General features: G+C 35.6%; 15 protein-coding genes and 5 tRNA genes. All 20 read left to right on the top strand.

The window, feature by feature from the left end; translation table 11 throughout:
- Positions 1–10: 10 nt before the first annotated feature.
- The 20 genes from PHV22_RS05845 (at position 11) to rpsG (ending at position 20,064) form a co-directional block, all read left to right on the top strand.
- A complete protein-coding gene (locus tag PHV22_RS05845) occupies positions 11–712 on the top strand; it encodes a FecR family protein (RefSeq protein ID WP_295021763.1) in 702 nt (233 codons plus the stop codon).
- Between the two features lie 33 nt (positions 713–745).
- A complete protein-coding gene (locus tag PHV22_RS05840; RefSeq protein ID WP_295021764.1) occupies positions 746–2,791 on the top strand; it encodes an adenylate/guanylate cyclase domain-containing protein in 2,046 nt (681 codons plus the stop codon).
- 8 nt (positions 2,792–2,799) lie between these two features.
- Positions 2,800–4,722, top strand: coding sequence for an HD domain-containing phosphohydrolase (locus PHV22_RS05835; RefSeq protein WP_295021766.1), 1,923 nt, complete (start codon positions 2,800–2,802; stop codon positions 4,720–4,722).
- 56 nt (positions 4,723–4,778) lie between these two features.
- Positions 4,779–4,855: transfer RNA gene (locus tag PHV22_RS05830), tRNA-Thr, on the top strand.
- Between the two features lie 64 nt (positions 4,856–4,919).
- Positions 4,920–5,004, top strand: a tRNA-Tyr gene (locus PHV22_RS05825).
- A 12-nt stretch (positions 5,005–5,016) separates the two neighbouring features.
- A tRNA-Gly gene (locus PHV22_RS05820) sits at positions 5,017–5,093 on the top strand.
- Between the two features lie 154 nt (positions 5,094–5,247).
- Positions 5,248–5,322: transfer RNA gene (locus PHV22_RS05815), tRNA-Thr, on the top strand.
- A 93-nt stretch (positions 5,323–5,415) separates the two neighbouring features.
- Positions 5,416–6,615: an elongation factor Tu gene (gene tuf, locus PHV22_RS05810; RefSeq protein WP_295021768.1), complete on the top strand. Its 1,200-nt coding sequence runs from the start codon at positions 5,416–5,418 to the stop codon at positions 6,613–6,615.
- Positions 6,616–6,661: 46 nt separating this feature from the next.
- Positions 6,662–6,814, top strand: a complete 153-nt coding sequence (gene rpmG, locus PHV22_RS05805) for a 50S ribosomal protein L33 (RefSeq protein ID WP_295021770.1) — start codon at positions 6,662–6,664, stop codon at positions 6,812–6,814.
- Positions 6,815–6,894: 80 nt separating this feature from the next.
- Positions 6,895–6,971: transfer RNA gene (locus PHV22_RS05800), tRNA-Trp, on the top strand.
- A gap of 63 nt (positions 6,972–7,034) precedes the next feature.
- Positions 7,035–7,214: a preprotein translocase subunit SecE gene (secE, locus tag PHV22_RS05795; protein ID WP_295021772.1), complete on the top strand. Its 180-nt coding sequence runs from the start codon at positions 7,035–7,037 to the stop codon at positions 7,212–7,214.
- A gap of 10 nt (positions 7,215–7,224) precedes the next feature.
- Complete coding sequence (gene nusG / locus PHV22_RS05790; RefSeq protein WP_295021774.1) at positions 7,225–7,752, top strand: transcription termination/antitermination protein NusG; 528 nt, start codon at positions 7,225–7,227, stop codon at positions 7,750–7,752.
- Between the two features lie 19 nt (positions 7,753–7,771).
- Entirely contained in the window at positions 7,772–8,197 is a 426-nt protein-coding gene (rplK, locus tag PHV22_RS05785) for a 50S ribosomal protein L11 (RefSeq protein ID WP_295021776.1), read from the top strand.
- A gap of 87 nt (positions 8,198–8,284) precedes the next feature.
- A complete protein-coding gene (rplA, locus tag PHV22_RS05780; RefSeq protein WP_295021778.1) occupies positions 8,285–8,977 on the top strand; it encodes a 50S ribosomal protein L1 in 693 nt (230 codons plus the stop codon).
- 138 nt (positions 8,978–9,115) lie between these two features.
- Positions 9,116–9,592: a 50S ribosomal protein L10 gene (gene rplJ, locus PHV22_RS05775; protein ID WP_295021780.1), complete on the top strand. Its 477-nt coding sequence runs from the start codon at positions 9,116–9,118 to the stop codon at positions 9,590–9,592.
- Between the two features lie 59 nt (positions 9,593–9,651).
- Complete coding sequence (rplL, locus tag PHV22_RS05770) at positions 9,652–10,020, top strand: 50S ribosomal protein L7/L12 (protein ID WP_295021782.1); 369 nt, start codon at positions 9,652–9,654, stop codon at positions 10,018–10,020.
- Positions 10,021–10,235: 215 nt separating this feature from the next.
- Complete coding sequence (rpoB, locus tag PHV22_RS05765) at positions 10,236–14,381, top strand: DNA-directed RNA polymerase subunit beta (RefSeq protein ID WP_295021783.1); 4,146 nt, start codon at positions 10,236–10,238, stop codon at positions 14,379–14,381.
- A complete protein-coding gene (gene rpoC, locus PHV22_RS05760; protein WP_299946348.1) occupies positions 14,374–18,891 on the top strand; it encodes a DNA-directed RNA polymerase subunit beta' in 4,518 nt (1,505 codons plus the stop codon). Before rpoB ends, rpoC begins: the two co-directional genes overlap by 8 nt.
- A gap of 199 nt (positions 18,892–19,090) precedes the next feature.
- A complete protein-coding gene (gene rpsL, locus PHV22_RS05755) occupies positions 19,091–19,471 on the top strand; it encodes a 30S ribosomal protein S12 (protein ID WP_295021786.1) in 381 nt (126 codons plus the stop codon).
- A gap of 125 nt (positions 19,472–19,596) precedes the next feature.
- A complete protein-coding gene (gene rpsG / locus PHV22_RS05750; protein ID WP_295021788.1) occupies positions 19,597–20,064 on the top strand; it encodes a 30S ribosomal protein S7 in 468 nt (155 codons plus the stop codon).
- The last annotated feature ends 9 nt before the right edge of the window (positions 20,065–20,073 follow it).

Here is a 20,073-nt window from a genome sequence, read left to right as displayed (position 1 = left end):
GGAGTTTGATATGAGACGATTTTTTATCTCTGTTTTAATGGTTGTTTTTACTACGCTAAGCGCCTCATCCGTGGTTGGCACGGTTGTAAAAGTAGAGGGAGTGGTAAAAGTAAAGGGTGAGAATTCCATTAAGAGTGGTAATATAAAGTTGGGCGCGGAAATCAAAAAAGGTGATCTTTTAACGAGCTTTAAAAGCTCCAATGCTGTTCTTAAGCTTGTTGATGGCTCTATGTTGGTCTTGGGCGTGAATTCTGCTATTTTATTTGCAACAGACTCAAGTGTAGAGCAAAAATCTGGAAAAATATATTATAAAATCACATCAAGAGATGCTGGAAATTCAATTAAAGTTAAAACACCATTTGCAATTATAGGAATCAAAGGAACAACCTTTATGGTTGATGCTACTGAAAATGCTTCGGTCGTTTTAAAAGAGGGACTAATTGGAGTTACGAGTATAAAAGAGGAGTTTGAGCTGTACAGAAAGGGGGTTCAAAAGCAATTTGATGACTTTGTTAATCAAAAAGAGGCTGATTTTAAAAAGTTTAAAGATGAGCAGACAAAGGGTGTTGCAGAGATTACAAAAGAGTTCGACCTTCAGGCTGGAAACAGTATCTCATTTTCTAAAAATGTAGTAAACGAGAAAGCTATAAGCAAAGAGAATGATGAGGAACTCGCATATTTTGAGCAAATAATCAACTCTATTAAAAAATAGAGTAAATCTGATTTTAGGGATAATCATACTGCCATGAGAGAGAAATTAATTTATCTTGGTGCATTAATATTTATTTTAACAACTGTTCTGTTTTTGCAGATAAATAAAATAGAGCCATTTGAGAGCTTTTCTCTTCGTTACAATGACATAAATTTTGAACTTCAAGACAAAAAGATAAACAGAGATATTGTTTTTGTTGCGGTTGATGAGCCAAGCGTAAATCTCTACGGAAGATGGCCATGGGATAGAGAGATATTGGCAAAAGGAGTAGAAAAGCTATCTGAAGCTGATGTAGTTTTGTTGGATATGATTTTCTCGGAATCTACATCTCCCAAGAAAGATACCGCTTTAGCAGATTCTATTTCTAGCTTAAACAACAGCGTTTGTGGCTTTTTTCTTAGAGAAAAAGCAACGCAAAATATTGATAATCAAGAACTTGAGGCACTAAGTAGCTCATCACTAGACCTTCTACAGACTCAAATTTCTGAGTCAAAAAAACCTAAATTTTTATATGCACCTTTTGCTGAGATGAATATCTTGCCAATACTTCAAGCCTGCACGCTTAGTGGGAGTTTTTCCACAATTAGTGAGAGTGATCATCTTCTTCGTTCTTATCCAGTCGCTGTATATTTTCAAGATATACTCTATCCATCTCTTGCGATACAGGGGTTGAGATTAAAATATAATAAAGATATAAGCAGGGCGGACGATAGTCATGTTGTGCTAAGCAATAGAGTTATAGAGCTAAATAAAAATGGATTTATAAGGCTGAATTTTTACAAGCAAGAGCAGTACAATATAATCTCTTTTTTGGATGTGGCAACTGGAAAAATTAAACCAGATTATTTTAAAGGTAAAATTGTAATAGTTGGAATTACTGAAGTAGGAGCTGGCGATGTCGCAAGTACGCCAATTGGCTCCATACCGGGACCACTACTTCACTATACATTTTTATCCAATTTTTTAGAGAATCATCTGATAGTTGAGCCAAAAAATATTCCACAGATACTGATTGTGTTTATGAGTATTTTGCCATTTTTGCTTATTTTTATCTCTAAAAAAATTGTTTATAGAGTAGTTGCAAATGTAACTCTTTATCTACTTTTATATGCTTATGTGAGATATCTTTTTGTGGCGGATATGATTTACATTGACCTTTTTTATCCTCTTGTTTCTTTGATTTTAAGCTTAATTGCCGCAGAGGCAATAGCGTTTAATATTCAAGAAAAAAGTGGTAAATTTTTGCGTGGAGCTTTTTCTAGCTACCTCTCAGCAGATCTCCTTGATAAGTTAATAGCCAACCCAGAAGCTCTTGCTCTTGGTGGAGAAGCTAAAGAGCTTAGTATACTCTTTAGTGATATTCGAGGATTTACAACTATCTCTGAGTCAATGGACCCGGTTAGCCTAATTAAGCTATTAAATAGGTATTTTACACCAATGACGAATGTTGTGCTTAATAATGGTGGAATGTTAGATAAATACATCGGCGATGCAGTTATGGCATTTTTTAACGCGCCTGTTGATGTTAAAGATCATGCAGATGCATCTTGTAAAACAGCACTAGAAATGATAGAAGAGTTGGAAAAACTAAACAAAGAGCTTGTCCTTCAGAACATACCTGCAATTCATATTGGAATCGGTATAAATACGGCTGAAGTAGTTGTTGGGAATATGGGCTCTGATACAAGATTTAACTATACTGTAATTGGAGATGGTGTTAATTTAGCCTCGAGAGTAGAAGGCATCACAAAAAACTATGGAGTAAATATTTTAATAACAGAGTTTACAGCACAAAAAATCAATGATAATTTTATCTATAGAGAAATTGAGCCAGTTAAAGTAAAAGGCAAAGACAGGGCGGTTCTTCTTTATGAGCTTATGCCAACGACAGAGAAATCAAAAGAGATAAAAAAACTTCATGATGAGGCACTTCGTGTCTATAAGAGTGGTGATTTTGAAAAAGCAGAGAGACTTTTCAACCAACTAATAGATAGCTACAGTGATAATCCATCAAAATATTTTTTACAATTAGTGCAAGAAAAGCATCCATGGGGTGTCAACAAGATGACAACCAAATAGGAAATTATATGAAACACGCAAGAAGTCTGAATGCAAATGAGATTTTAGAGCTCGTTTTTATCTATCTTACGGAGATATCCTCTCTTAGAGATCATGATGATGTTATTGTTATTTTAGCAAATATGGGAAGAGCTCTTACGAGTTCGGATAGATGTAGTGTCTGGATTGCAGATTATGAGAAGCAGAGAATCTGGACTAAGGTAGCGCATGGAATGAATCCAATAGAGTTGCCAATGGGCTCTGGATTGGTTGGCTACTCTATCGCGAGTGGTAAAAAAATTATAGTTGATGATGCTTATACGGATGAGAGATTTAACCCAGATGTAGATAAGATAACCGGCTATAACACAAAGAGTATGATGGTTATTCCAATGTTTGACAATAATGATGAGATTATTGGCGCTTTTCAGGTTATAAATAATAGAGGAGAGAAAGGCACTTTTGATCAAAGAGATATGGAGCGGCTAATGCTAGCAAGCACATACGCTGCTGAGAGCATTATATCTGCTATGCTTGCCAAAGAGGTAGAAGATACTCAAAAAGAAGTCGTTTTTACTATGGGCGCAGTCGCCGAGAGCAGAAGCAAAGAGACAGGAAACCATGTAAAAAGAGTTGCTGAGTATTCAAAAATATTGGCACTAGCTAGTGGTATGAATGAAAAAGAAGCGGAGCTGCTAAAGCAAGCTAGCCCAATGCACGATATAGGAAAAATCGCTATAGCTGATTCTATCTTAAACAAACCAGGAATATTTACTTCAAGTGAATTTGAAATAATGAAGAAGCACGCAGAGCTTGGACACTCAATGATAAAAAATTCAGATAGACCACTTTTAAAGGCCGCTTCTATTGTTGCTCATGAGCATCATGAAAAGTGGAACGGGAGTGGATATCCAAGAGGTTTAAGCGGTGAAGATATTCATATTTATGGGCGTATAACCGCGATTGCCGATGTTTTTGACGCTCTTGGAAGTGATAGAGTTTATAAAAAAGCTTGGGATGATGAGAAAATTTTTAATCACTTTAAAGAGGAGAGAGGTAAGCATTTTGACCCAAATTTAATTGATATATTTTTTGATAACCTAGATGAGATGCTTAGCGTTAGGGAAAAATTCAAGGATGTATACAAAGATGGTAAAAGCCGAGAAAAATCACTAAAAAATCATATAAAAATTCTTGGTGCATACGGAACAAGATTGAAAGGTTTTGGAACTACCTCGTTTTTACTAAATGAAACAAATGTTATAGATGCAGGAAATCTTATCTCGCCACTTGAAGAGAAGTGCGCTATCATCGAAAATATTTGGCTAACACACTCACATTTGGACCACATAAGTGACATAGCATATATACTAGATAATTATTTTGCTATTAGAAAGCAATCACTTACGATAAATGCTCTCCCTGAAACTATCAAAATACTCAAAAAGCACTTCTTTAATGATCTGATATGGCCAGACTTCTCAAAAATAAAGTTAATAAATTCTGACGAAATGGCCATAAAATATAGTGAGATAGAGCTTAATAAGGAGTATGATATTGGAGAAAATGAGAGCATAGAGCCTTTTAAGACAGATCATACAGTCCCAAGTTCCGGCTATATTTATAAAAAAAATAGTGATGCAGTTATAATAACTGCAGACACATATTCCCTAGATAACTTAATTGAAATTATAGATAGTAGAGACAATATAACTGCCATGGTAATAGAGTGTTCATTTCCATCATATCTAGACGCTTTAGCAAAAGAGAGTAAGCACCTCACTCCAAAATTACTATTTTCATCATTAAAAAAATTAAAAAAAAGCGGTATAAAACTCTACATAAATCACATAAAGCCAATGTATCTTAAGACAATTATTGATGAAATCCAACTGTATAAGGGTAAAACAGAACCAATTATCCTTAAAGATTCAGATATTATAGAATTCTAGTGACAAAAGCTTGACATTGAATATTTATTGCACTATAATTCTGGCTCAAATTCGATGCCGACATAGCTCAGTTGGCTAGAGCAGCTGATTTGTAATCAGCAGGCCCGGGGTTCAAATCCTCGTGTCGGCACCATTGAATTTCGAATATTAGAAACAGTGTTAGACCAGAAACAAAAAAAGATTTAAATGTATTATATGGTGAGATAGTCAAGTGGCCAACGACGATGGACTGTAAATCCGTTCCCTATGGGTTCAGAGGTTCGACTCCTCTTCTCACCACCATCAATGGCACATGCGGGCGTAGCTCAGTTGGCTAGAGCGTCAGCCTTCCAAGCTGAGGGTCGAGGGTTCGAGTCCCTTCACCCGCTCCATTGAAACATACATTCTGGAAGCTGAAGTACAATTTCAACCTACTTCATAAAATATATTTTATTTTTAAATAAATACTGTATATCTACTAATCTACACATAATAACTAATATAAAAATTATACAATTATTGCTTGTCATATTGCTATTAAACTATGCTCTCGTGGCTCAGGGGTAGAGCACTTCCTTGGTAAGGAAGAGGTCGGCGGTTCAAATCCGCTCGTGAGCTCCATTAAAGTGAAATAAAAGCAAAAAGTTTAAGCAATAATTGAATAATTTTTTGGTACAATTCCATTTCTATTCACAAATAAAGTCGGAGGACACAATGGCAAAAGAAAAGTTTGAGCGCAATAAGCCTCATTGTAACATCGGTACGATTGGTCACGTTGACCATGGTAAAACAACACTAACTGCAGCAATTACAGCAGTTTTAGCAGTAACTAACGGTGCTAAAATGATGGATTATGATGCTATTGATAATGCTCCAGAAGAGAGAGAGCGCGGTATCACTATATCTACTTCACATGTTGAGTATGAAACTGATAATCGCCATTATGCGCATGTTGACTGTCCAGGTCACGCGGATTATGTTAAGAACATGATTACTGGTGCTGCTCAAATGGATGGTGCTATTTTAGTTGTTTCTGCAGCTGATGGTCCGATGCCACAAACTCGTGAGCATATTCTTCTTTCAAAGCAAGTAGGTGTTCCATATATCGTTGTTTTCATGAATAAAGAAGATATGGTTGATGATGAAGAGTTATTAGAGTTAGTAGAGATGGAAATTCGTGAACTTTTGGATATGTATGAATTCCCAGGCGATGATACTCCTATCGTTGCTGGTTCTGCAACAAAAGCACTTGAAGAAGCAAAAAGTGGTACTCTTGGGCCATGGTCTGCTAAAGTACAAAAATTAATGGCTGAAGTTGATAGATATATTCCTCAACCTATTCGTGAAACAGATAAAGATTTCCTAATGCCAGTTGAGGATGTTTTCTCAATCTCTGGTCGTGGAACTGTTGTAACAGGTCGTATTGAGCGTGGTACAGTTAAAATCGGTGAGTCTATTGAAATCGTTGGAATTCGTGACACTCAAGTATCTACTGTAACTGGAATCGAAATGTTCCGTAAAGAGATGACTGAGGGTGTTGCTGGTGATAATTGTGGTCTTCTATTACGCGGTATCTCAAAAGAAGCTGTTGAGCGTGGACAAGTTCTTTGTAAGCCGAAAAGTATTAAACCTCACACTAAATTTACAGCTGAGATTTATGTACTAAGTAAAGAAGAGGGTGGTCGTCATACTCCATTCTTCTCTAACTATAGACCACAATTCTATGTTCGTACAACAGATGTTACAGGTGCAATTTCACTACCAGAAGGTGTTGAGATGGTTATGCCTGGTGACAATGTAAGTATTGTTGTTGATTTAATTCATCCAATTGCTATGGAAAAAGGTACTAAGTTCGCTATTCGTGAGGGTGGAAGAACTGTTGGTGCTGGTGTTGTAGCTGAGATTCTTGCTTAATTCGCTTTCGCGAATTTTGCATTAATGCTTTAATAAGGTTAATAACATGAGAGAAGCAATACATTTAGGATGTGAGAAGTGTACTCGTCGTAACTATCACACGACTAGAAATAAAAAAACACATACTGAAAAATTTTCAGCAAAAAAATATTGTAAATTTTGCCGTGAACACACTGTTCATAAAGAGATGAAACTATAATATTTTTGCCACTAAAAATTAGTGGCAATTTAATTTTTTTTAATAGATAGTTTTTATGATTATAATAGATCATAATAAATAGGCGTGTAGCTCCAATGGTTAGAGCACCGGATTCCAAATCCGGGTGATGGGAGTTCGAGTCTCTCCACGCCTGCCACCATTAATTATATGTAAAGCTTTAGAGCTTTATCTGTAATTAATGTAATTGTAGGAAAGTTTAATGAATTTAGGCACACATTTTAAAAATGCGAAATTAGAACTAACTAAAGTAATCTTTCCGACAAGAGGTCAGGTTAAACAGGCGTATATTTCAGTTTTAATAGTAGTAACAGCAATAGCAATATTTCTAGCTTTAGTTGATTTAGCTATGTCATCTATTGTATCAGCAATTTTAGGTTAAGGAAAAAGTCATGGCACATCAATGGTACTCTATTCAAACCTATGGAAATGAAAGAACTGTTCGTTTAGCAATACTAAATATGATAGAAGAGATGAGACTTCAAGATAAAATTACAGATGTAATAGTGCCTACTGAAGATGTTATAGAAGTTAAAGATGGCAAGAAAAAAATCTCTGAGCGTTCACTATATTCTGGATATGTCTTTGCAAGAATTGACTTAACAACACAAATTCAACACTTAATTCAAAGTATTCCTAAGGTTTCTGGATTTATTGGTGAAGCAAATATTCCAACACCATTAAGTAATCATGATATTAATGTAATACTTGATCGCATAAACAATCGTGCGGCTCCAAAACCAAAAGTATTTTTTGATAATGGTGAGACTGTTCGCATTGTTGAAGGACCATTCGCAAACTTTACTGCAACTGTAGATGAGTATGATTTAGAGCATGGTACTCTAAAACTAAATGTTTCAATTTTTGGAAGAGCGACTCCGGTTGATATCTCTTATACTCAAGTTGAAAAAATAATTTAAATCAAAAAAAGGAATAAAAATGGCAAAAAAGATTTTAACTTACATCAAGTTACACATTGAAGCTGGAAAAGCAACACCAGCACCACCAGTAGGACCGGCGCTTGGACAAAGAGGCGTTAATATAATGGAGTTTACTAAAGCGTTTAATGAAAAAACAAAAGATAAAATGGGATTCAAAGTTCCTGTTGTTATCACTGTTTACACTGATAAAAGTTTTACTTTTATAACTAAACAACCACCAGCTTCTGCACTTTTAATGAGAGCAGCAGGTCTTAAGAAGGGTACAGATAATCCTTTGAAAAACATTATTGGAAAAATCACTCGTGATCAATTAATGGAAGTTGTTAAGCAAAAAATGGAAGATTTAAATACAACAAATGTTGAGATGGCTGTAAATACAATATCTGGTTCAGCTCGTTCAATCGGCATTCAAATAGTAGACTAAGTAACTGCATAATTTCTACAGTTACTAAATATCATCGACCACACTGATATAAAATTTTGTGGCAGAATTTGATAGGAGAATTTGAAAATGAGTAAAAGATATAAACAATTAGTAGAAAAAATTGATGCAAACAAAGCATATAAAGTTGAAGAAGCATCTCTATTGTTGAAAGATTTAATTAGTGCAAAGTTTGACGAAACTGTTGAAATAGCACTTAACTTAAATGTAGATCCAAGACATGCCGATCAGATGATTCGTGGTGCAATAGTTCTTCCTCACGGAACAGGCAAAACTGTTCGTGTTGCGGTTTTTGCTAAAGGTGCTAAAGCTGATGAAGCTAAAGCAGCTGGTGCTGATATCGTTGGCACTGATGATTTAGTTCAACAGATTAAAGATGGTATATTTAATTTTGATGTAGTTGTTGCTGCACCAGATTGTATGGGTCTTGTTGGACAAATTGGTCGTATTTTAGGACCAAAAGGTATGATGCCTAACCCTAAAACAGGAACTGTGACTCCAGATGTTGCAACTGCTGTTAAGAATGTTAAGGGTGGTCAAGTGAGTTTCCGTGTTGATAAAAAAGGAAATATTCACGCAGGTATAGGTAAAGCTAGTTTTGATACTAAAAAAATTGCTGAAAACTTAATCTCTTTTGTAAGAGCTATCAATAAGCATAAACCATCATCAGCAAAAGGTCGCTATATTAAGCATGCGGCACTCTCTTTAACAATGAGTCCAGCAATCAAGCTAGACAATATGGAACTTTTAGAATTGAAATAAAGTTAGTGATTTTTAGTGTCTTATTCGTAAGGCACTATTAAGTTACTTCTTCGGTAACTGCATTTTATGGACTTAAGATAATAGGAGCGAAAGCTTAATATTTCCTATTTGAGGTGTTGTCTGGAAAGGAGATATTCTATGACAAAAACACAAAAAGCTGAAATTATTGAAGTACTTTCAAATGAATTTAAAGTGGCGCAATCTGTAATCTTATGTGATTACAAAGGGCTGACTGTTTCTTCACTTGAGAGCTTAAGAAATGTTGCTCGTTTAAAAGATACGAAAGTTCAAGTTGTTAAAAATACTTTGGCAACTATTGCTCTTGCTAATGCCGAATTAAACGGTATAGTAGTAAAAGATACTAACATTTTAGTATGGGGTGCTGATTCAATCACTACTTCTAAAATAGTAGCAGATTTTGCAAAAAGCAATGATAAATTTGTAATCAAAAGCGCGTATATTGACCGTGAACCTTCTGATGCTGCTAAAGTTGAAGCATTTGCTAAACTTCCTGGTCGTAATGAGCTTCTTGGTATGCTTGCTGCTACTTGGATGGCGCCAGTTGCAAACTTTACTATCGGTTTGGATGCACTAAGACAAAAAAAAGAAGCTTAATAGCTTTTAACAATAAAGATGATGACAATCATTATAAAATTTCGTAATGGAGAAATATTATGGCTATAACTAAAGAAGATGTATTAGAGTTTATTTCAGGACTTTCTGTTCTTGAACTGTCTGTTCTTGTAAAAGAATTTGAAGAAAAATTCGGAGTTTCAGCTCAGCCTGTTGCTGTTGCTGGTGGTGCTGTTGCTGCTGCTGCTGAAGAAGAACAAACTGAATTTACAGTTATTATTACTGACTCTGGTGATAAGAAAATTAATGTTATTAAAGCAATTCGTGCTTTAACTGGCTTAGGATTAAAAGAAGCTAAAGATGCATCAGAAAACTTACCTTCAACAATCAAAGAGGGTGTTGATAAAGAGACTGCAATGAATGCTAAAAAAGAGCTTGAAGAAGCTGGCGCAAAAGTAACAGTTAAATAATTTTTACTTTCTGTACTTCAGGAGAATTATCTCCTGAAGTACAATTTTGGGTGCTTTTACGAAGAGATTTAATCCCTTGGTAAAAGTGCCCTTATGTCGTTATACGCACTACTAATAGAGCTCTTTAAAGAGCAAAAATCATATCTTTGGGACGCCAAGATACGATAAACTTAATTTTTATAATTAAGTACCAATACAACTCACCGAGGTAGCCTATGTTAAATACTTTATATTCCGGAAATCGTCTTCGTGTTGACTTCTCTAAAACTCCCCAACAAATTGAAGTGCCAAATCTACTACAACTCCAACAAAGTTCATATAATGGTTTTTTAATGTTGGACGATAAAGATAGAACAAATAGTGGTATTGAAAAAGTATTTCAATCTGTTTTCCCAATTCATGACACACAAAATAGACTCACAATTGAGTATATCGGTAGCGAAGTAGGCAGACCAAAATATACTGTAAGAGAGTGTATGGAGCGTGGTTTAACCTATGCTGTATCTCTAAGAATGAAAACTCGCCTTATACTTTGGGATAGAGATGAGAATACAAAAGAGAAGTTAGGTGTAAAAGATATAAAAGAACAAAGTATTTTTGTTCGTGATATCCCACTAATGACAGAGAGAACTTCTTTTATTATTAATGGTGTTGAGAGAGTTGTTGTTAACCAGCTTCACCGCTCACCAGGTGTTATCTTCAAAGAAGAAGAGTCAACTACTTCTGGAAATAAGTTAATCTTTACTGGTCAAATTATTCCAGATCGTGGTTCATGGTTATACTTTGAATATGATCCTAAAGATATTTTATATATGAGAATCAATAAGCGTCGTAAAGTTCCAGTAACTATTATGTTTCGTGCACTTGGTTACTCTAAACAAGATGTTTTAAAACTATTCTATCCAATTGAGACAATAAATATCAAAGACAATAAATACTCTATGAAATTTGTCCCAGCTAATTATGCTTCAAGACTAAACTATGACCTTTCTAGCATTGATGGAACGGTGTTGCTAGCGGCAGGAAAAAGACTTTCACTAAAAAAAGCGCAAAAGTTCCTTGAAGATGGACTAACTGAAGTTGAATATCCATTAGAGATTTTACTTGATCGCTATCTTGCACAAGCTATTGTTGATCCTCAAACAGGCGAAATTCTTTTTGATGCAATGAGTCGTATTGATGAGACAAAACTAAAAAAACTGTCTGAAATTGGTATTACAAATTTTAAAATTGCAAACGATTTAGCTGAGGGTGTTGATAGTTCTATCATTAATGCATTTATTGCTGACGCTGATTCGCTTAAACTTCTTAAACAAATTGAAGATATTGAAGATGAGAATGATTTATCTGCAATTCGTATCTATAAAGTAATGAGACCAGGTGAGCCAGTAACAAAAGAGGCTGCAAAAATTTTCGTAAATCAACTATTTTTTGACCCTGAGAGATATGACTTAACGAGAGTTGGTCGTATGAAAATGAATCATAAATTGGGTCTTGATATTCCTGAATATGTAACTGTTTTGACTAAAGAAGATATTATTGAATCTGTAAAATATGTTATTAAAGTTAAAAATGGTCAAGGTCATATCGACGATAGAGATCACTTAGGCAATCGTCGTATTCGCTCAATTGGTGAGCTTTTAGGAAATGAGCTGCATAATGGTCTTGTAAAAATGCAAAAAGCAATCCGTGATAAACTATCAACTATGAGTGGACCAATGAGTGAGCTTATGCCTCATGATTTGATTAACTCTAAGATGATAACTTCAACAATTATGGAGTTCTTTTCAGGTGGACAACTTTCACAATTTATGGATCAGACAAATCCACTATCGGAAGTTACTCACAAGCGTCGTTTATCGGCCCTTGGAGAGGGTGGTTTAGTAAAAGAGAGAGCTGGATTTGAAGTTCGTGACGTTCATCCTACTCACTATGGTAGAATATGTCCAGTTGAGACTCCAGAGGGTCAAAATATTGGTCTTATCAACACTTTAGCTACCTACTCAAAAGTTAATGAGCATGGATTTATTGAAGCCCCATATAAAGTAATGAAAGATGGAAAAATTCTTAACGAGATTGTTTATCTTACTGCAACTCAGGAAGAGGGCAAAAAAATTGCTGCTGCATCTAATGCCCTTGATGAGAGTGGTCAGTTTGTAGATAATTTGGTAATTACAAGGATGGATGGCGAAATACTTCTTCGTTCATCAAGCGAATGTGAATATGCTGATTTATCTTCACATATGGTTGTTGGTGTTGCTGCTTCGCTTATTCCATTTTTAGAGCATGATGATGCTAACCGTGCACTTATGGGCTCAAACATGCAACGACAAGCAGTACCGCTTATAAAGTCTTATGCTCCAATAGTTGGAACAGGTGTTGAAAAACTTGTTGCAAGAGATTCTTGGGAGTGTGTTAAAGCTAAGAGAGCTGGAATTGTAGAAAAAGTTGATGCAAAACATATATATGTTATGGGCGAAGAAGATGGAGAGATTTATATAGATTACTATCCATTACAAAAAAATCTTCGTACAAATCAAAACACATCTTTTGTTCAAAAACCGATTGTTAATATTGGACAACAAGTTATTAAAGGTCAGGTTATCGCCGATGGTCCAAATATGGATCAGGGCGAACTTGCTCTTGGAGTTAATGCAATGGTTGCGTTTATGCCGTGGTATGGTTACAACTTCGAGGATGCTATCGTTATTTCCGAGAGAATGATTCGTAAAGATGCATTTACATCTGTTCATATATACGAGAAAGAGATAGAGGCTAGAGAGTTAAAGCATGGTGTTGAAGAGATTACCCGTGACATTCCTAATGTTAGGGATGATGAGTTGGCTCACCTTGATGATGGCGGTATTGTTAAAATCGGTACCAATGTTAAAGGTGGAATGATTTTAGTTGGTAAGGTTTCTCCAAAAGGCGAAGTAAAGCCAACTCCAGAAGAGAGACTTCTTCGCGCTATTTTTGGTGAAAAAGCTGGACATGTTGTAAACAAATCACTCTATTGCCCACCAAGCATGGAGGGTGTCGTTGTAGATATAAAAATCTTTACTAAAAAAGGCTACGACAAAGATCATAGTGCGTTAGAGCTTGAAAAAGAGGAGAGAGATTATCTTGAGAGAGAGCACTACGACAGACTTTTAATGATTGACAAAGAGGAGATGTTGAGAGTTACTAAACTTTTAACAAGAGATCCTTTAATAGCTGATATTAAAATTGGTGAGACTAGCTACAAAGCTGGTGATTTAATCAATGGAAAAGATTTGCTTGAAGTGAATCGTTTTGCTATGAATGCGATTATTAAATCATTTAGTGAAGAGATACAAAATGAGTACAACAAAACTAAAAATTATTTCCAAAAAGAGAAAAGACTTTTCCGTGATGAACATGAAGAGAAACTTACAATTTTAGAAAAAGATGACATCCTTCCAAACGGTGTTGTTAAATATGTAAAAATCTATATTGCAACAAAACGCCAATTAAAAGTCGGTGATAAAATGGCAGGAAGACACGGAAACAAGGGTATCGTTTCTATAATTGTTCCTGAAGTTGATATGCCATATATGGAAGATGGAAGAAGTGTTGACATATGTCTGAATCCTCTAGGTGTTCCATCCCGTATGAATATTGGTCAGATTTTAGAGATGCACTTAGGTATGGCAGGTCGTGAGCTTGGCAACCAGATACTAGAGCAGTTTGATACAAAACAAAAAGATTTTATTAAAAATCTAAGAGAAAAAATGATAACAATTGCCGATGTCGCAGGCTTAATGAATGCAAAAAAAGTAATTGGCGCAATGAGTGATGATATCTTCTTGGGCTATGCTCGTGATTGGTCAAATGGCGTTAAGTTTGCAACTCCAATTTTTGAGGGTGTAAACAGTACGGAGTTTGATAAACTTTTTGAACTTGCAAAAATGGATAGTGACGGCAAAACTGTTGTTTACAACGGTAAGACAGGCGAAAAGATAAAAGAGCGTGTGAATGTTGGTTATATGTATATCCTAAAACTTCATCACTTGGTTGATGAGAAAATTCATGCTCGTTCAACTGGACCATACTCTTTAGTTACACAACAGCCAGTTGGTGGTAAAGCACTATTTGGTGGACAGAGATTTGGAGAGATGGAAGTTTGGGCACTAGAGGCTTATGGTGCATCTGCTGTTTTAAAAGAGATGTTAACTATCAAGTCTGATGATGTCGAAGGACGCGTTAGAGCATATAAAGCAATTACTAAAGGTGAATTGATACCAGCATCTGGTATCCCAGAGACACTATTTGTATTAACAAAAGAGCTTCAAGCGTTAGCTCTTGATGTAGAAATATTTGACGAGGTAGAAGACAATGAGTAAACTAGTAGGCATTGAAGTTACTGAAGATAACAGACCAAAAGATATAAAACAGCTGCAATTTCGTCTTGCATCTCCTGAGAAAGTTCTCTCATGGAGTCATGGTGAGGTTAAGAAGCCCGAAACAATCAACTATCGTACACTTAAGCCTGAGCGAGATGGTCTTTTTTGTGCAAAGATTTTTGGTCCTGTGCGCGACTATGAGTGTCTTTGTGGAAAATACAAAAAAATGCGCTACAAAGGCGTTGTCTGCGAGAAGTGTGGTGTTGAAGTAACAAGTACAAAAGTTCGCCGTATCCGCATGGGGCATATAGAGCTTGTAACTCCAGTTGCTCATATCTGGTATGTTAGTTCTCTTCCTTCAAGAATAGGCACTCTTCTTGGTATCAAGATGAAAGATTTAGAGCGCGTGCTTTACTATGAAGCATATATTGTTGAGAGTGGTGGAGAGGCATATTATGATGCTGAAGCAAAAACCCCAGTTTTAAAATATGATGTTTTAAATGAGGAGCAGTATCGAGTTTTAATCCAAAGATTTGGTGAACTTGGCTTCAAAGCTCGTATGGGTGGAGAGGTTATTCGTGATCTACTTGATTCAATTGATTTAGTTGAGTCATTTACTCAGCTTAAAGAGGATATTGAACTTACAAAGAGTGATGCAAGAAGAAAAATTATTGCAAAAAGACTTAAAGTTATTGAGTCATTCTTAAATTCAGGAAATAATCCTGCATGGATGATGTTAACAATTCTTCCAGTTTTACCACCAGATTTAAGACCGCTTGTTTCTTTAGATGGTGGAAAGTTTGCAGTTTCTGATGTAAATGACCTATATCGTCGTGTAATTAACCGTAACCAAAGACTTAAGCGTTTGGTTGAGCTAGAAGCACCTGAAATCATCGTAAGAAATGAAAAAAGAATGCTTCAAGAGTCAGTAGATGCATTGTTTGACAACGGTCGTCGTGCAAATGCAGTTAAAGGTGCAAACAAGCGACCACTAAAATCTTTAAGCGAAATTATTAAAGGTAAGCAGGGTCGTTTCCGTCAAAATCTACTTGGAAAACGCGTTGACTTCTCTGGGCGTTCTGTAATTGTTGTTGGACCATCTTTAGCGATGGATGAGTGCGGATTACCTAAAAAAATGGCGCTAGAGTTATTTAAACCACACTTGATTGCAAAGCTTGAAGATAAAGGTTATGCAACAACAGTTAAAGCTGCAAAAAATATGATTGAAGCAAAAACTAATGAAGTTTGGGAATGTTTAGCTGAAATTGTTGATGGGTATCCAGTGCTTCTTAATCGTGCACCAACACTTCACAAGCTATCTATCCAAGCGTTTCATCCAAAGCTAATTGATGGAAAAGCGATTCAGCTTCATCCATTAGTTTGTGCTGCATTTAATGCCGACTTTGATGGGGATCAGATGGCAGTGCATGTACCTTTAAGTTCTGCTGCAATTGCAGAAGCTAAAGTACTTATGCTTGCATCTATGAATATCTTGCTTCCTGCATCTGGAAAAGCGATTGCGACACCATCACAAGATATGGTTTTAGGACTTTACTATCTTTCATTGGAAAAAAATGGAGTTAAAGGTTCGAACAAACTTTTTGCGAATGTTGATGAAGTAAGAATTGCGATTGAGCATGATGCACTTGATATTCACGCAAAAGTAAGAACTCGTGATGATGGTAGAATCATTCATACAACAGCGGGCCGTATGCTACTTAAAGCAATCCTTCCTGATTTTGTTCCAGCAGAACTTTGGAATAAAACTATGAAGAAAAAAGCTATTAATGAGATGGTTGATTATGTTCAAAAACATGGTGGTATCGGCATTACTGCTGGATTCTTAGATAGACTTAAAAATCTAGGATTTAAACATGCTACGGAATCAGGTATCTCTATCTCTATTGCAGATGTTATCGTTCCTGAGACAAAAAAAGCCAAAATTGCTGACTCTAAAAATAGAGTAATTGAGATTCAAAAGCAGTTTGAAGCAGGACTTTTAACAGAGCAAGAGAGATACAATAAGATTATTGATGTTTGGACAGATACAAACAACACTCTAGCTACTCAGATGATGGATCTTGTTCAAACAGACAAGAGCGGATTTAACTCAATCCATATGATGGCAGACTCAGGTGCTAGGGGTTCGGCTGCTCAAATCCGTCAGTTAGCTGGTATGAGGGGACTTATGGCTAAGCCAAGTGGTGAGATTATCGAAACACCAATTATCTCTAACTTTAAAGAGGGGCTAAATGTTATTGAGTACTTTATTTCTACTCACGGAGCTAGAAAAGGTCTTGCCGATACAGCACTTAAAACAGCAAATGCTGGATATTTAACTCGTAAGCTTGTTGATGTTGCGCAAAATGTTAAAATCGTAGAGCATGATTGTCATACTCATGAGGGCATCGAAATTTCAGATATTTCTGACCAAAATACTCTTATTGAGTCTTTAGAAGATAGATTAAATGGTAGAGTTTTAGCTGATGATGTTATTGATCCAATCAGTAACGAGATTCTATTTACCGAAGGAACTCTTCTTGATGAAGTAAGTGCTAAAGTAATAGCAGAAGCCGGAATAAAAACAGCATATATCAGAACTCCTACTACATGTAAAAGTGAAGAAGGTATTTGTGCACTGTGTTATGGTGTAAACCTTGCGACTGGTCATATTGTTCGTAAAGGTGAAGCGGTTGGCATTATTGCTGCGCAATCAATCGGTGAGCCAGGAACTCAGCTTACTCTTAGAACTTTCCATGTCGGTGGAACTGCTAGTTCAACCGCACAAGAGAGACAGGTTGTAGCAGAAAAAGAGGGCTTTATCCGTTACTATAACCTTAAAACATATGCTTCTAAAGAGAATAAAAATATTGTTGCAAATCGTAGAAATGCAGCAGTGCTTTTGGTTGAGCCAAAAATTAAAGCTCCATTTAGTGGTAGATTTGAAGTAAATACAGTTCATGATGAAGTTATTATCAGTATTGTTTCCGATAAAGAGACAATAAGATATTCTCTTCGTAAAAATGAGATAGCAAAACCAAATGAATTAGCAGGTGTTGGTGGACAAATTGAGGGTAAATACTACTTCCCATACGAAAATGGCTCTTTAGTAAATGAAGCTGAGTCAATTGTTGAAACCATTAAAGATGGTTGGAATGTACCAAGTCGTATCCCTTATGCGTCTGAGCTTTTAGTAAAAGATGGTGCTCCTGTTACGCAAAAAATATTTGCTAAAGAAGAGGGTGTTGTTAAGTATTTCCTTTTAAAAGGTGATTACTTAGAGAGATTTGAAGGACTAAAAGCTGGCTATGAAGTTGTAGAAAAAGGTCTTTTTGCAACTGTTGTTGATTCAAATAATCGTGAAGCAGTAAGACACTATATAGCTAGAGGCTCAGTAATTGTTGCAGATGATGATATTAGTGTAGATGCTAAAACAGTTATTGCTAAGCCTAAAATTGATGAGTCAACTATAATAGCCGAGTGGGATCCATACTCAAATCCAGTTATTTCAGAAACTAGTGGTATCGTAAAGTATGAGGATATTATTATTGGAACAACTGCAATAGAGCAGTATGATGAATTGACTGGTAAAACTCGTTTAATGATTAATGATCATATATCAAGTGACTATAAACCAACAATTGTTTTGGTTGGCGATAGCGGTGAGCCTATAAGATATCAAATTGCAGCAAAATCATCTATTTATGTTCAAGATGGTGCAACTGTAAAAATTGCAGATATCATTGCTAAAACACCAAAAGCACTTCAAAAATCAAGCGATATTACCGGAGGTCTTCCTCGCGTAAGTGAGCTTTTTGAGGGTCGTCGCCCAAAAGCAACAGCGCTTATTTCTGAAATAGATGGCGTTGTTACATTTGGTAAAGCTTTAAGAGGGAAAACAAGAATCATCGTAAGTTCTGACAATGGTATCGTTAAAGAATATTTTGTTGATAAATCACACTCTGCAGTTGTAAATAATGGTGATTTTGTACATGCTGGCGAGAGATTAACAACTGGTATTATATCTTCGCATGAGTTGTTAAGAATTATGGGTGTTAAAACACTTTATAACTATTTAGTAAGTGAAGTTCAACAAGTTTATCGCTCTCAAGGGGTAAATATTGCAGATAAGCATATTGAGGTTATCTTTACACAAATGTTAAGACAGATTAAAATCGTTAAATCAGGTGATACTAAGTTTATTGAAGGGGATTTAGTTTCTAAAGCTAAATTTGAACAAGAGAACAATAAAATCACTCGTCTTGGCGGTCGTCCTGCAATCGCAGAGCCTTATTTGGTAGGTATTACTCGTGCAGCAGTTTCTGCTGATAGTATTATCTCTGCTGCATCATTCCAAGATACAACAAAAGTATTAACTGAAGCTGCGGTTAGTGCAAAAATTGATTATCTAAATGATCTTAAAGAGAATGTTATTATTGGTCGCACTATTCCAGTTGGAACAGGTATATACAAAAATAGAGAAATTATATTATCTAGTAACGAAGAGTAACAACAATTATTATTTGAAATAGAGATTTAATTTCTATTTCAAATCCTCATAACAGTTAAAATTACCCATACAAAACTTTAATTATTAAATATAACTTAAAATAAGCTAACTTTAATCACTTTTTTTATATTATTACGCGTCTATAACCCCATAAAAATAGCGGGTTAAATTCTACTGGAAAAAAAAGTAAAGGAATTGTATGCCAACAATCAATCAATTGATTCGTAAAGAGCGTCAAAAAGTGGTTAAGAAATCTAAATCACCTGCTCTTGAATCGTGCCCACAGCGTCGTGGTGTTTGTACTCGTGTTTACACAACAACACCAAAAAAACCTAACTCAGCTTTAAGAAAAGTTGCAAAAGTTAGATTAACTTCTGGTTTTGAAGTTATTTCATATATCGGTGGTGAGGGTCATAACCTTCAAGAGCACTCAATCGTTCTTGTTCGTGGTGGTCGTATCAAAGATTTACCTGGTGTTAAGTATCATATCGTTCGTGGTGCTTTGGATACAGCTGGTGTTAAAGATCGTAAAGTTGCTCGTTCTAAATACGGAACAAAAAAACCTAAAATTAAAAAATAATTTTAGATAATAGCTAAATATTAATATTCAAGCTAACACAGGACTTTGATCTTGAGAGTTTTTAAAGAAACTTACGGAAAAGTTTTGAGTAAATTTGAAAAAATTGAAGATAAGGAAAATTACAAATGAGAAGAAGAAAAGCTCCCGTTCGTGAAGTTATGCCAGATCCAGTTTATGGAAGCAAGATTTTAACGAAGTTTATTAATAAAGTAATGTACGATGGTAAAAAAAGTACAGCTGAAAAAATTATTTATAGTGCATTAGACATTATAGGTTCTCGCGGTGAAAAAACAGGCATAGATACATTTAATAGAGCTATTGAAAATGTTATGCCTATTATAGAAGTTAGAAGTCGCCGTGTTGGTGGTGCTACTTATCAAGTTCCAGTAGAAGTGCGCCCTGTACGCCAACTATCATTAGCGATTAGATGGTTAATTGACTCATCTCGCAAGAGAAATGAGAGAACTATGGCTGAGAGATTAGCAAATGAATTAATGGATGCTTCATCTGATAAAGGTAATGCGTTCAAGAAAAAAGAGGATACTTACCGTATGGCTGAAGCAAATAAAGCATTTGCTCACTATCGTTGGTAATCGGATAAA

Origin of the sequence: Sulfurimonas sp., from assembly GCF_028713515.1 — a bacterium.
Taxonomy (GTDB): domain Bacteria; phylum Campylobacterota; class Campylobacteria; order Campylobacterales; family Sulfurimonadaceae; genus Sulfurimonas.
This window is presented reverse-complemented; position numbering and strand designations above follow the sequence as displayed.

Excerpts from the sequence above, each read along its gene's own strand:
- PHV22_RS05845 (WP_295021763.1), top strand. The coding sequence starts at position 11 with ATGAGACGATTTTTTATCTCTGTTTTAATGGTTGTTTTTACTACGCTA.
- PHV22_RS05840 (WP_295021764.1), top strand. The coding sequence starts at position 746 with ATGAGAGAGAAATTAATTTATCTTGGTGCATTAATATTTATTTTAACA.
- PHV22_RS05835 (WP_295021766.1), top strand. The coding sequence starts at position 2,800 with ATGAAACACGCAAGAAGTCTGAATGCAAATGAGATTTTAGAGCTCGTT.
- tuf (WP_295021768.1), top strand. The coding sequence starts at position 5,416 with ATGGCAAAAGAAAAGTTTGAGCGCAATAAGCCTCATTGTAACATCGGT.
- rpmG (WP_295021770.1), top strand. The coding sequence starts at position 6,662 with ATGAGAGAAGCAATACATTTAGGATGTGAGAAGTGTACTCGTCGTAAC.
- secE (WP_295021772.1), top strand. The coding sequence starts at position 7,035 with ATGAATTTAGGCACACATTTTAAAAATGCGAAATTAGAACTAACTAAA.
- nusG (WP_295021774.1), top strand. The coding sequence starts at position 7,225 with ATGGCACATCAATGGTACTCTATTCAAACCTATGGAAATGAAAGAACT.
- rplK (WP_295021776.1), top strand. The coding sequence starts at position 7,772 with ATGGCAAAAAAGATTTTAACTTACATCAAGTTACACATTGAAGCTGGA.
- rplA (WP_295021778.1), top strand. The coding sequence starts at position 8,285 with ATGAGTAAAAGATATAAACAATTAGTAGAAAAAATTGATGCAAACAAA.
- rplJ (WP_295021780.1), top strand. The coding sequence starts at position 9,116 with ATGACAAAAACACAAAAAGCTGAAATTATTGAAGTACTTTCAAATGAA.
- rplL (WP_295021782.1), top strand. The coding sequence starts at position 9,652 with ATGGCTATAACTAAAGAAGATGTATTAGAGTTTATTTCAGGACTTTCT.
- rpoB (WP_295021783.1), top strand. The coding sequence starts at position 10,236 with ATGTTAAATACTTTATATTCCGGAAATCGTCTTCGTGTTGACTTCTCT.
- rpoC (WP_299946348.1), top strand. The coding sequence starts at position 14,374 with ATGAGTAAACTAGTAGGCATTGAAGTTACTGAAGATAACAGACCAAAA.
- rpsL (WP_295021786.1), top strand. The coding sequence starts at position 19,091 with ATGCCAACAATCAATCAATTGATTCGTAAAGAGCGTCAAAAAGTGGTT.
- rpsG (WP_295021788.1), top strand. The coding sequence starts at position 19,597 with ATGAGAAGAAGAAAAGCTCCCGTTCGTGAAGTTATGCCAGATCCAGTT.